Origin of the sequence: Paucimonas lemoignei (assembly GCF_004342585.1) — a bacterium.
GTDB lineage: Bacteria > Pseudomonadota > Gammaproteobacteria > Burkholderiales > Burkholderiaceae_D > Paucimonas > Paucimonas lemoignei.
Genome location: NZ_SLZQ01000018.1, coordinates 38,707 through 51,109, shown reverse-complemented (window position 1 = coordinate 51,109; position 12,403 = coordinate 38,707). Strand labels below are relative to the sequence as shown.

General features: G+C 51.2%; 9 protein-coding genes. 5 read left to right on the top strand and 4 right to left on the bottom strand.

Features of this window, described 5'->3' with window-relative positions; genetic code table 11:
• Positions 1 to 43: 43 nt before the first annotated feature.
• Positions 44 to 1,732, top strand: coding sequence for a hypothetical protein (locus tag EDC30_RS18355; RefSeq protein ID WP_132260312.1), 1,689 nt, complete (start codon positions 44 to 46; stop codon positions 1,730 to 1,732).
• Between the two features lie 192 nt (positions 1,733 to 1,924).
• On the opposite strand, the gene EDC30_RS18350 is transcribed toward EDC30_RS18355, so the two are convergent.
• Positions 1,925 to 2,413, bottom strand: coding sequence for an SOS response-associated peptidase family protein (locus EDC30_RS18350; RefSeq protein ID WP_279389775.1), 489 nt, complete (start codon positions 2,411 to 2,413; stop codon positions 1,925 to 1,927).
• Positions 2,414 to 2,939: 526 nt separating this feature from the next.
• Between EDC30_RS18350 and EDC30_RS18345 the strand changes: the two genes are divergently transcribed.
• From EDC30_RS18345 to EDC30_RS18330, 4 genes are all read left to right on the top strand, one after another.
• Complete coding sequence (locus EDC30_RS18345; protein ID WP_132260310.1) at positions 2,940 to 3,533, top strand: hypothetical protein; 594 nt, start codon at positions 2,940 to 2,942, stop codon at positions 3,531 to 3,533.
• A gap of 94 nt (positions 3,534 to 3,627) precedes the next feature.
• Positions 3,628 to 3,939 (top strand): hypothetical protein, encoded by a 312-nt coding sequence (locus EDC30_RS18340; protein WP_132260309.1) that lies wholly within the window; start codon positions 3,628 to 3,630, stop codon positions 3,937 to 3,939.
• Between the two features lie 24 nt (positions 3,940 to 3,963).
• Positions 3,964 to 4,281, top strand: coding sequence for a YHYH domain-containing protein (locus tag EDC30_RS20025; RefSeq protein ID WP_132260308.1), 318 nt, complete (start codon positions 3,964 to 3,966; stop codon positions 4,279 to 4,281).
• Positions 4,282 to 4,615: 334 nt separating this feature from the next.
• On the top strand, positions 4,616 to 10,003 hold the full coding sequence (locus EDC30_RS18330) for an NACHT domain-containing protein (protein ID WP_207907326.1): 5,388 nt from the start codon (positions 4,616 to 4,618) through the stop codon (positions 10,001 to 10,003).
• 185 nt (positions 10,004 to 10,188) lie between these two features.
• Here EDC30_RS18330 and EDC30_RS18325 read toward each other — a convergent pair whose 3' ends face one another.
• The 3 genes from EDC30_RS18325 to EDC30_RS18315 all read right to left on the bottom strand — a co-directional run bounded on the left by EDC30_RS18325 (position 10,189) and on the right by EDC30_RS18315 (position 12,137).
• On the bottom strand, positions 10,189 to 11,112 hold the full coding sequence (locus tag EDC30_RS18325) for a copper resistance D family protein (protein WP_132260307.1): 924 nt from the start codon (positions 11,110 to 11,112) through the stop codon (positions 10,189 to 10,191).
• 2 nt (positions 11,113 to 11,114) lie between these two features.
• Positions 11,115 to 11,483: a copper homeostasis periplasmic binding protein CopC gene (gene copC / locus EDC30_RS18320; RefSeq protein ID WP_243656858.1), complete on the bottom strand. Its 369-nt coding sequence runs from the start codon at positions 11,481 to 11,483 to the stop codon at positions 11,115 to 11,117.
• A 210-nt stretch (positions 11,484 to 11,693) separates the two neighbouring features.
• On the bottom strand, positions 11,694 to 12,137 hold the full coding sequence (locus tag EDC30_RS18315) for a hypothetical protein (protein ID WP_132260306.1): 444 nt from the start codon (positions 12,135 to 12,137) through the stop codon (positions 11,694 to 11,696).
• Between the last annotated feature and the right edge of the window lie 266 nt (positions 12,138 to 12,403).

The window sequence follows — 12,403 nt, the reverse complement described above, 5'->3', positions numbered from 1 at the left end:
CGATATTGGACAGTTTTGATGTCCTTTTTTTCGATGGAGTTTTATGACAGCATCTACGCTTGAGCGTATGCGCGCGGAAGTCGTTCTTGGCTTTGCAAACTGGCGACAGCGCTTGCTTACCCCCGAGGCACTTGCCAAATTAGCCAAGGATCTTGGGTTGGGTTGGTTTTCCGCTGCCGAAATAACTGGTCTTTGGAAGATTGGGTTGCTTCGTGCAGATTTGGTGATGAGCGATGGACCTATAGATGATTGGGGATTGAGCCGTATAGAGGGCGTCAGCGAGGGATTTGAATATACCTACTGTGATTTTCGCCGCATTAGCGATCGCCCGGAAGGCTACGGGTCCGCACTCCTAAATCATGAAAAAGGCCCGCTGGAGAATTCGCTGGCATTCCATCCTTTCCGGGTCTATGTGCTGCACCATGTCAAGCGCACACTAAGAATCGGTACATCGAGCATGCAATATCTAGTGTATCAACCGGGGATATCCAACGTTGTCCAGCATTTGCAGGAAGGAGCTCAGCGCTGGACATCATCCATCGAGTTCGGTGAGCGTTTTCATTACTGGAATCAGATAGTAGAAACCGCGGCGGTTGTCGAGCCAGTGACCTACGATATCGTGTTCAGGGATCGCGAACCTCAGCCCATCGGTGCGCCGCCGTCAGGAGATTTTGAACATTCTTTGCGCGACATGCTTGTTGCAAGTGGCAAGATCGTACTTCGCGCGATGCGTTCAGATTTAGCGTTTGCCGCGGAAACCCTCGACGAAAATCGCTCAGTACACGTGTTATTGCGACTGATGAAGTGGCGGGAACGTGAAAGACTCAAAGGGCAACTCGGCTGTGCAATGTATTTCCTGGCGATGGCTGAAACTATCCGGCGGGCAGCCGAGCAGGCGTTTGCAGAAGCTTGGCCTGAAGAGGATGAAATTGGCCCGGGACAGTGGTTTCCAGGTGCGCGCAAAATGTTATATGGGAATGAGCGTGTGTTCGATGCGCCAAGGCGCGACTTGCGTGATTACCTGACCCAGCTCGGCCTCGATTTTGGTGTAAAAGTCCGGTGCTATGTCGAGGGAGATACGGAGTATGGTGCCCTAGTGCATGCTGTAGGCAGCTTTGACCATGTCCAATTAATTAATTTAAGCGGTAGCGTCGCGGAGAAGCGCGGCAGGGGTTTAGCCTTCGTCGAGTCCCTGGAGGCCGACATGAAATTAGGCATCTTCAGTGTCGTGGTTCTTGACGGCGATCGCGAAGAATATCTGCGTATGCTACGTAAAGCAGCTGACGAAGGACGGTTCCATGGCCGCTTCTTTATTTCGCAACCTGATATGGAATGCGGCAATTTTTCAGCAAGCGAGCTCATCGAAACTGCAATTCACGAGTATCAAAAGAACAATCCAAGCGTGATCGATGTGACTTTGGCCCGGACAGCGCTCCTTGCACAGGCTTCGAAGGTTCGTAATAACGGAGATCTGTTTTCTTTGTTCAAAGAACAAGGCCTAACACCTCTGCGCAAAAGCGAATCGTGGGGAAAAGCGTTGATGGAACTGGCTATCACAAATCCTGCATTTCCTGTGGGGGACGCTCGCGAGGGGCAGAAGCGTTCTATCGTGGAGGTCGCTGAACTTTTGCTCCGGATGCAGAACGTTGGATTTTCCCGATCAGTTGCAGTTGAGCGTCTTGATTCGAGCAGCGGACGAATAGTGCCACTTACAAGGACAGAACGAAGTTAGGATTTCGAGCTTCACAACTGTAGCTTGGCCGAGGGTTTAGCAGTGTAGGCAATTGTCTTGAAATTCAGTTCTTCGTAATTACGTGCCCTTTAGGCCATGACGGTCCGAAAGGCAGCAATGGCTTAGAAGCGGACATCCAACAGCAGATTTAATGGCCGGCGAATATCATGAGTACATCCTATGTGCGAGCCGTCAGTTCTCCGTCCGCACAAATTGAGATCCCGGCAGTATTTTGTCGCGCACTAGGCAAGCTACACGGTTAGCGGACAAACTGAGATCCAGCCATTGTCTCGCGTCCTCGGGCGCCAAGATCGCCGGGCGGCCTCCATACATGACGATCGCAAAACCAGCGCCTGGCGGCTGATGGCCATAAACTTCCCATCGCGCCACAACCGCAACAAGAGCAAGCTCGCCGCTCTGATGTTGGAACCGCCAACGTTTGGCGTCCCTGCCGGTGTCTTCTAGCTCATACCATGCATCAACTGACAAAATTGCCCGACCGGTGTCCATCAAGCCTTTGTAATACGGCTTGACGAGGATGTTTTCAAGCGGAGCTGTGGTGCGCTCGGGTAGGTCTCTTTCGACTGCCAAAACTGGCCGATACCCCCAATGAATGGTGTCGAACTGCTCGGTACCATCTAGGAGCCGATGCATGACGTCTGACCAGCTGCCTGGCCCGATGCCGTAAAAAGGCAGTCGACTGCCAGCCCAACGAAGAGGTTCCCTAAACTGCCAGCCTAAGCAGCAGCAAATGCCGTGCGGCCGCTGAATTGAGCAAGGTATCGCATGGCGTTAATTTTAAGGTGCCAGCGACAGCTCTTAATACATCAACGTCTTTGCGACTTGTAACGGACAGTCATTTTTGCCACTTAAACGGGCTCTAGTTAGGAAAAAAGGTGTGCCCTCATATCATTTTCTCCCATATTTATGGGATGGAATCTTTCCCGTCATCAGGGGTATTATCTTGCCTAATAGACATAAAAGGATTCCGTGTATGGGCTATAGGAATTGTAATTAGTGCAAGATATTGACGCCGTCGCGTGGAGTGTCATTTCGCCGTTTATTTATCCTTGAGTAAATGAGCAGTGCTCCCGTGAAACCTTATTCGCACCCCTACCTTTCGAGGTATCTCTTTCAAGTTCATACCGACTGCCAATTATGCATATTCGAGTTAATTGTCCATGTAAGTAAGAGATAGAACTGCCTCATGCCCACATTCAAGCTCACAGAATCTCGCCTAGCATTGGTTATCAGCGTTGTCGCCTTACTTGCTACCTTCTGGCAGGGATATGAGGCCCGAAAAGCGAACACTCTTAATCACGAAGCCTTGAAGATCGAGGCGCGGCCCAGCGACATACCGTCGAAACGAGTCGAAAAGGTAGTTTGTATTGATGGAGGACCAACGATCGTATATACGTTCTGGCGCGTCAATGTGTTTAATTCCTCGTCGCAGCCAGTAACTGTCAAAGATATTTTCTCCATGACGCTTTCTCCAGCCGGTCCCGTTTCTGGTTTCGGTCCAATAAGTATAGACGGGCCAGTCGATCCCAAGTTTCCTGTCGTCATTGAGCCCAAGAATTTCAAAACGTTTCTCCTATCCGTACCCGCGATGACGTCGAAATCCTTCGCGGCTTGGCTTCATGAAATAGGCGGCTGCGGCAGCAAGTTCGATTGGGGTAGTGCGACTAATAGAGGGGGGTATAGTGAAACCGGTTGGCCAACTCCGCGAGCGATAAATTCCTATTTCACAGTAACTACAGGCGACGGAAACGAGTTCACAGCAATTTCCAATTGGCCATAGTCCTAACGTTTCATTCGACTGCGCCTAAGCGATACATTGGGCAGGTCGGTGAACTCAATCATTAGGAATCCACATTGGGCAGCGAGGCGCACACATGAATAGAGAAGTCGTACCGATTGATCGAGGCGAGGGAAAAGGAGATAACGATCTCCAACCACTACTCAACTACCTTCAGTCGCAGCAAGGCCACGATATCGCCTCGCGTATCTTAAGCATCGTTGAAGACGTCAAGAAGGCTACACTCGAAAAGACCACTAGCCACGCAGCTTTCGAGAAATGGCTTCAAGCTGGAATTATCGTCATCGTGGTCATCGCATCCGCGCTCCTGAGTTACCTAGGAAAGTTCGACACGTCGCTCGGTGTTCTCTTCGGAACGCTGGTTGGTTACATCTTTGGCAAAAAATGATCGAGCGGACACCTAAGTATTGATATGGGCCTATTTAGAAAACTCTTAATGATGGCGCTTTCAACACTTTTCGGCGCTGCCGCTCTGGCTCATCCAGGCGGGTTGAATGGGGAAGGCTGTCATACCAATAGAAAAACAGGGGAATACCACTGTCATAGAGGAGGGCAACGATCCGTCCCACCAAGGCAAGTTTCTGACCCAACCATCAACAATCAGTCAACGGTAACACCTCAGCAGTACACGACACAATCGCGCGGCCTACCTCCTGGCTGTTTTGTTGGTCCGAGAGGTGGCACATACACCATTACAAAAAGTGGAAGAAAGAATTATGGTGGCTGTTAGTCATAGCCACTGCCTAGCCTGCAGTTCGACACCGACGCGTCATGCGGGTTAGCCTACTCATTAATCGCTTCCAATCGCCCGCTTTTGAGGCTTATTAAATGCCTGCTAAGAGCCGATAACGGGCATTTGCGAACGTCGAATTCGGGCCAGAGCGGACATTCAAAAAATCCACGCAGATACGGAGTTATGATCCGGGACTGATGTTCATTCCACGCGTCGAAAGGCAAGGCGCTCGGTAACCACGCCTAGTGGGATCGCGGTGCTTTCATATCTACCGAGTAGCTCGCCGCAGAATCTACTGCATCCTGTCTGAACAGACGGGTTGTAAAATACTGTGGATTTGCTGCGCGAAACTGCCTTGCGAAATGGTTTTAAAAATAGTCAATATAGCTTGGGATCGGCCATGACTTCGTCATCAAAAAACAAACCAACATCAACCGAACTGACTGGAGGAGCAGGTTTTAGTTACGAGGACACTGTAGTTGCCTACTACCTTGCGCAACTCTTGCGCCGCGAACGCGCTGCGGGGCAGGCAGGTTTCGTCACGAGCGTCGCTGTTCAGCAGCAAGGGCATGGCAATCCTATGGATGATCTTGTTGTCGAATTTGAAGACGTGGGTACGAGGCGGGTTCTTAGCCTCCAAATCAAAAGATCCATAACGATTAGCGGTGCTGCGTCCAACGAAGAGTTCCGCGGGATCATTTCTGCAGCGGTCAACACCCAAGCCCTTGGGACTTTCACGAAGGGTGTCGATAAGTGCGGCTTCGCCGTCGAGTACGTCACAGCCGACACATTTCGTAACCTGACGCGGCTAACCGATTGGGGGATGGCCAGTACGACGGGCGCAGATTTCGCCCAGCGATTCTCACCAACAGGCAACGCGGGAAAGGACGAACAGGATCTAAGAAACGCGCTGCTGCCCCTCATTGGCTCGCCAAATTGTGACGAGGAAGTCAGCTTTTATCAACATTTCGTCGCTCTTCATCTCAATGGCTTCGAAGAGGGTGGTGCACTAAGAACAGAAGTGGTTAATCGCCTTCAAGAAATCATCGCTATCAACGAGGACGGATACGATATTTTGCTGTTCGACCGCCTTTGTCGGATTGCACGAGAAGGATCGGGAAAGGCTACGAAATGGACTCGCGCCTCGCTTCTGAGTCAGTTGCGCGGAGTGGTCAGGCTCAAAGTGATCCCCTGTTTCGGTGATGACATTAATCGTCTCAATGCATATTCATTGGAATCACTGAATGTTGTATCCGAGACGGTAGGTGATTTTCACGTTGAACGTGAAGAGCTCCAGCAAGGCATTACGAAACAGCTCCAGCTTCACCGGGTAGTGTCCATCGGCGGGCTACCAGGGTGCGGCAAGTCAGCTGTCCTGAAACGCTTTGCTCATAATGCCTTGGCTGTTGGGCCGATCCTTTTTTTGAAGAATGACCGTCTAACAGGAACTGGCTGGAGCACGTTTGCAGCAAGCCTCGGATTGTTGAACCCAGACGTCGTGCAATTACTCTTGGAGATCGGATCAACTGGAACGCCCATTCTTTTTATCGACGGGATTGACCGAGTCCGCCCCGATCAGCAGGGTCTGATCGTTGATCTTATGAATGCGATTCACGGCGAGCCGGGCCTAAGTCATTGGAAAGTGCTGGTAAGTTCACGCGATCAGGGCCTCGAAGCATTCCGTGCATGGTTTCCTACCGCAATGTACGCGAAGACCGGGATCGGTGATGTTATTGTTCGCCCGTTCTCAGACGGGGAAGCGGAGCAACTTGCTCAATCAAAGCCACACCTCCGCGAACTCCTGTTCGGTAACCCTTCTGTTCGAGACATAGCGCGCCGTCCATTCTTTGCTGCGGTACTTGACCGATCAATCCCGGCGGGTGCCGGGCCTCAAACGGAAGTTGATTTAATCGCCACCTGGTGGATACGGGCGGGTCACCATACTGTTGTCGAAACCATACCTCAGCGACAGCGCGCATTAATTGATATCGCCGAGAAGGGCGTCCGCAATCTCGGAAAGAGCATTCCTACTCGGGAGTTGAAAGACTCCACCATTGAGCAAATTACAGCCCTTAAGGCTGATCAAATCATTCGGGAAGAGCGAGGAGGATCGTCCCTTTCATTCACGCACGACATTTTTTTTGAATGGACTTTCTTCCGGCTCCTGATTGATCTTGCAGACAACTGGACGAATGCATTGGAGTCCGCAGGAGAGCCTCCCTTGTTAGGCCGTGTTGTTGGTCTCATTGCTCAGGAAGCGCTGACAGATAGCGGCCGCTGGAGCGCGGGATATCGTACGCTTTCGAGCAAAAACCTACGACGTCAATGGCTGCGTGAGTGGCTGACGGCGCCGCCATTCACACCTGTATTCGAGAGCGCCAAAGTGGAGTTTTTCCAGCTGCTTAAGTTTGGCGGTTACGCGTTATTTGAAAAAGCACTGGTCTGGTTTCAGGCACAACACACGATCCCGAGCCCCTACGTACTTAGCAACATCAAAACCCCGGTTGAGGGCGTAGACAATTTGATCGTCGCCGACATGCTCGGGTGGCCATCTGATTTCCACGCATGGGGCCGACTTATCGACTGGGTCATCAGCGAAGCAGATGCCATTCCCGTCAGGCTGATTCCAAAAATCTTGGAGATCTTCGACGTTTGGCAAAACGCGTTGTCAGATATCAAAAACGAACGGTCTAAAGCTATTCTGCAACTCTCCAATGCATGGCTTGTGCGGTTTGAAAAAGGCGAATTGCACGATAAATTGGATGGCGATAAAGAAGAGGCGCGGAAGCTTAGCCGCCACGAAGATTCACGACTCGGCAAGTCGCTGCGCTCCATTCTGTTGCGCTCCGCGCGAAGCTACCCTGATTTCGCTAAAGAGCTATTCAAGCGAACCATTTCGGACAAGGAACGGCGAGCGGCAGTGTATGCCGATCTCATTGCTTTTTCACCTATCATGAGCCAAGTTGATCCTGACCTTGTAGCTGATCTCGCAGAGGCCGAACTACTTGAAGAATTGCCCGAAGACAGGCTCACACGGGAACGGAAAAAACGCGAAGAACATTACAAGCATCTCGCAGCTCTACGAGCCATTCCAGAGGAGAAACGAACCCGGCAGCAGAACTTGGCGCTACACCACGCCTTCTTCCCTATTGGAGGTGAGCGATACGACCTCGATGACATCGGTATCGCACGCTACAACAATGTCTACTTCCCGACTTCAGCACTTCACGAGCCATTCAAGAGTTTGTTCGTAAACAAGTCTGTTGTAGCCTTGCGGTTGGTTCGCAATCTCGCCAATCATGCGACGAAGGGGTGGAGGCAAGTTCATTCGATCAATCGTAAGGAGATGGGAACCCCCATTGCTGTTTTGATTGATTTTCCGTGGGGCGTCCAACAGTTTTGGGGCGACTGGCATGTTTACAATTGGGGATTGGGACAGCTGTCTCCCAACCCCTTAGCGTGTGCCTTTTTAGCCCTCAGCTATTGGGCTTTCAAAGAAATCGAAGGAGGTCGGTCGGCCAGTGACGTAATCAAGGATATTGTTGAAGGAAACGAGTGCTATGCGGTTCTAGGTATCGCGCTCTTGCTAACACTGGAGACATGGGATACCACCGAAACAACGCTTTCCGTCGCGGCGTGCCAACGGCTTTGGCGGCACGATACTGCGCGTTTTGTACAGGAGCCTAGCAAGGACATCGATCTATTGGGATTTGGCTTTCTATCTCGCCTGACGGGAGAAAAGGCTGAGGCTAAAGAATTTCTCGATCAACGAAAGTGTCGCAAGCGAGAGATTAGACAACTCGCGATGTTTTTCGCGTTAAGCGGCGACAAAGTGATCAGCGAGAAGTTCAAGACGGCCCTCGCACGGTTTCCCAATGAGTTGCCCTATGAGCTTGAAGAGCAAAAGTTAGATGATGTGTATACCGCCTTTTTGAAGGAAGAGGCCGAGCGGTGGGCAGGCTTAGGTGACCGGAATAATTTTAAGCAAACCCAATATGACGCAACCAGTGTTGCGATCACTTATGAATCGCCACAGCCGCTAACCGCTAAGGAGCAGAAGAGATTAGAGGAAAGTAGCACATCGTTAAAGGGATTCAATATCGTCGGCTGGGCAGTCCAATCATTGGAGGCCAATAAAATTGCCGCTGGTTGGTCTCTTGACGAAGCCGTTACGCATGCAAAGAGTATCGATCGGAAGTTCGAGTTCGATGAACGAGACGATGGTGCTTCTTCGCCGCAGTCCGTGATAGCCAGCGTTGCCGCTTGTGTGATCCGCTTTGGTGATTCGCAAAGTGATGACTACGAGTGGGCATGGGATGTCATGGCGAGAATTGAAGCCATGAACGAGCCGCAAGACGTGTACGGCGGTTCTGCAATTCCCTGGCATCCAACAACACGTCTCGTCATTGCTTTGCACCACGACCGGCGATCCAATTTGCCGCGGCCAGACAGCGTGGAGCGGCTACTTAAGCTGACTCTCTATCCGCTAGATAGTGTGAGCGAACTGGCTTTTGATGCACTTTTTTTCGACAAGGACGAACATGTTCGCTGGGTTGCGGCCCAACTCGCCGTACGCCTTTGCATCGTTCATCGCGCGGAATTCAAAGAGGATGGATGGGATCAAGCACCTAACCGAAAAGCGCGTATGGACAGCCTCTCCGCTGCACTTACTGCACTCAAAAAAAAGAAAAGCGGTCCCATGCCAAAGCTTCCACCAGCATGGGTTAAGGAAAGTGCAAGCAGAAAAAAAGAAGCGGCGGAAGAATTCTGGCAACTTCCGAGCGTATTCTTCAACGCTCAAACGGCATCGAAACTCCTAACAAAACTGCCCTTCGAGACATGGATGGTGTCTGATTCCTACCGTCCAATGCTGGAGCCATTCCTACTTGATCTCGTCAATTGGACTACTGAGAGCCTCATGCCTTCATGGGATCCCGAGAGGCGTTCTGACGAGAAGCGTACCGATCTGTTTGAGTGGAACAGCAGTATTGGCGATATATTGGCCCGAGTGATTCCTTTTGTACTGCTCGATGTGGCGCGCGACACATTTATTAAGCCGTTTTTGGCCGACAACGAGCAAGCGCTTTCTATACTCGCACGCTTTTCGGATATGGTTGTACGTCGCCATATTTGTGATGCTACATCAATACCAGAAAACGCTATTCCAGTATTGGATGAATGCGTCTCGCGCCTCTTGAATGATCCGACCTTCGAGCCGAACGGTTGGCGTGCCGGGGAGGTCAATGGTCATGCAATGCCAGAAATGATCGCTGCTCTCTTGTTCGTGAACGTCGAAAAAACTGCTTCAGGAGCCGCACGTTATGCGAACGGAGATTGGTCAGAAATTGAAACTGTCATGCCAATCATTAATCGCGTGATCCGACACGTAGGCTGGTCTTCGTTCGTCATGGGGAAGTTTCTCGACCTTTGCGAGCGAGCCGGGCGAGCATATCCGCTTTCCAAATTTGGTAAGCAAGTGAACGCTGCACTTTCGGCTATCGGTAACGCCGAGAAAGGATGGGCAGGAACGATGTTGCCAGCTCGAATAGCTGGTATTGTGCAGCGACAGGCTGATTGGAATTTTCCCTTGCGTCTTGAAGACGCGCAGGAGCTTCTGAATGTGTTGGACGCCCTAATTGACCTCGGAGACCGGCGTAGCGCAGCTTTGGAGCAGACGGAAGCGTTTAGGGGAATTCAGGGGCGTCCAGCGACGATATGAAAAAAGCATGCTAAGGCGATGTGCGTGTACAAAAGCACAAAAGCCAGACTGCACGAGCTGAGTTTTGCGTTTCGAGCATTTGGTACGCACTATTGTATGTAGGATAGCTGCTGACGCAAGCCACTAACTGCCTTTGGGGGAAGCCGTGAGGAAGGGCACAAGGTTCCCTCTAAGTCCTAACGCCATCATTGCCCTGGTGGTGCGCTAGTCGTCATGATGGCTGCAGCTATCAAGGCCAACAAGAGCGCAATAGTCTCAACTCGTAGAGCTACAATAACGATGCCAAGCCCCCGCTTGCATTTCACTAGATTGGGAGACTGCGCTGAAGGCAATCCGAAAAATTTGTTAAAACCTCCGAGGCCAATGGCCAGCACGACCACGCCAAGCTTGAACACGAAAACATACCCGTAGCCTGTTTCAACCAAATCGCGGGGACTGCCTAAGACACGGTAAGAGTTATAGGCGCCAGTTGCCAAAATTACGACTAAAGCCGCTGTGGCCCAATTTGACATGGAGGCCAAGTAGGCGCTGCGCTCTTCAGACGGAAAAGTCTCGCTTACCAGTACGCGCGGCAAGATCGCCCACCCTGAAATCAGTACCACGCCGACCCACAGCGAAATGGCAAGCAGATGCAGGCATTCTGTCCACACAGCTATGCTCCAGAGTCCATGTTCAAACGCGTGCCCAATCGTGACACGTGCTACAGCAACCAAGGAAACGAGTAAGGCCATGGCTCCCAGGTAGCGCACTTGTCCTCCTGAGCGGCTCAGGCGCCAATGCGCAAACAATGCGCCCACCAAAATTATGGCTGCGGCGCTCCCTGCATTCCCGTAATGAGTCGATATCAGCATCGCCTGAAAAGCAGGCCAGGCTTCAAGCCATGGAACGTCTCCCATCACAGCTGATTCAGTCCATAGCGATAGGAAAACGCCGGCTAAGCACGTAATCAGGGCAACCACCATGGTGCGAGACAGCCAGATGACGGCCGCCTCTTGCCAAGGGGCTGTGCGAGCCCTTAACCAGAACCTGGACGCCAGGATGCCGACTATCCAGGCCAAGCTGATGTTAATCAGCGCAGTCGAAGCGACTTGCGGCAGTGTTGATTCCATGCTTACTTCACGGTAAAGGAATATTCGCCTTTGCGGCGGTGACCATCGTGACCCACTACGCCAAACTGCACGGTGTATTTGCCCGGAGTGAGGTTCTGGACAGGCACTTTCAGCACAGACGGGTCGGTGGCGTCCAACGCTGCTTTCCCTGCCGTTACGGGCTTGCCATTACTATTGATGACTTTCGCGGAACTGAATGCAGCTTCGAGCTTTTCATTGAAGCGCAACGTCACTTCCTTTGGAGCGGTAACTTCGGCATCCTTTGCCGGAATCGAGCTTTGCAACGTGGCGTGTGCCCACGCTCCGGCCGTGCCAGTCGCAGCTACCGCAGCAAAGAGCATGGAAAGAACATATCGACGTGATGATTTCATGTGTGACTCCAATTTTCAGAGGGATAAATGGCTGCATCCTTACGGACGCAGTTCCGATTTTCAGTGTTGAACTAACTACGGCAGGCGCATTGCGCCATAAGGCACATCACCTAACCGACCTTATGCAGTTTTTACACTGGGATACTAGTCCCGTTCCGAGACTCGCCTGTCTAGAAAAGGTAGGGAGTTACGCTCGGGTCCTTGTGCCGATTAAGCGGCAATAGACTTGGGAGGTCGTTCGAGGCTGCCCGGGATGAAATGGGTAACCGAAGTGGAAGGCGCAATAAAGATTACTTCGGACGCTGCCGAGGCTGCTGGCAAAATAACTGCGGATGGTGGTGCTACTGCGCCTGTACAGCAAGCAGCACATGCGCTGCAAGTGGAGCTTTTTGGGAATTGTTTATTGTTCGAAAGCGAATTATTTACCGTTTCGCCAGAACCAACATGACGGTCATCGTCAGCAGATACGCCAGTTGAATGGTGATGCTGATAACCTTCCAGCTCGTCAGTGCGATGATGCTCTTGAAGCATTGAAACAAACATTGGTTCATGCTGCCCCATTCCACAAGACATTTTGATGACAGCCGCCATGCCCTGAATTGGCTGAGCCGATATCAAGAGAAAAAGCAAAAATGTCTTAAAGATACGAAGCATTTAGCTAGTCTAGCATAGAGCGAAATTGCGATATGCAGCTCAACTAGCCAAAGTTTAATTTTCCTCATCGAAATAAAATATAACAGCATCATCGATGCATCGACTCGGACCCGTAGAAATCAGCATTCAGTTTTCATGCGGAATTTAATTCCGTTCCCCTTGTCGGAGTTGCTGTGAACTGTTTTAAAGACGAGTAAATTAGTCAGCTTTACTAGTTAATGAAAAACAATTCTTGACCTTCCCCCTATGGGAAGCTTTATAGTGTA

Bases quoted from the DNA above. Each gene is read 5' to 3' on its own strand.
- EDC30_RS18355 (WP_132260312.1), top strand. From the start codon at position 44: ATGACAGCATCTACGCTTGAGCGTATGCGCGCGGAAGTCGTTCTTGGC.
- EDC30_RS18345 (WP_132260310.1), top strand. From the start codon at position 2,940: ATGCCCACATTCAAGCTCACAGAATCTCGCCTAGCATTGGTTATCAGC.
- EDC30_RS18340 (WP_132260309.1), top strand. From the start codon at position 3,628: ATGAATAGAGAAGTCGTACCGATTGATCGAGGCGAGGGAAAAGGAGAT.
- EDC30_RS20025 (WP_132260308.1), top strand. From the start codon at position 3,964: ATGGGCCTATTTAGAAAACTCTTAATGATGGCGCTTTCAACACTTTTC.
- EDC30_RS18325 (WP_132260307.1), bottom strand. From the start codon at position 11,112: ATGGAATCAACACTGCCGCAAGTCGCTTCGACTGCGCTGATTAACATC.
- copC (WP_243656858.1), bottom strand. From the start codon at position 11,483: ATGAAATCATCACGTCGATATGTTCTTTCCATGCTCTTTGCTGCGGTA.
- EDC30_RS18315 (WP_132260306.1), bottom strand. From the start codon at position 12,137: ATGCTTCGTATCTTTAAGACATTTTTGCTTTTTCTCTTGATATCGGCT.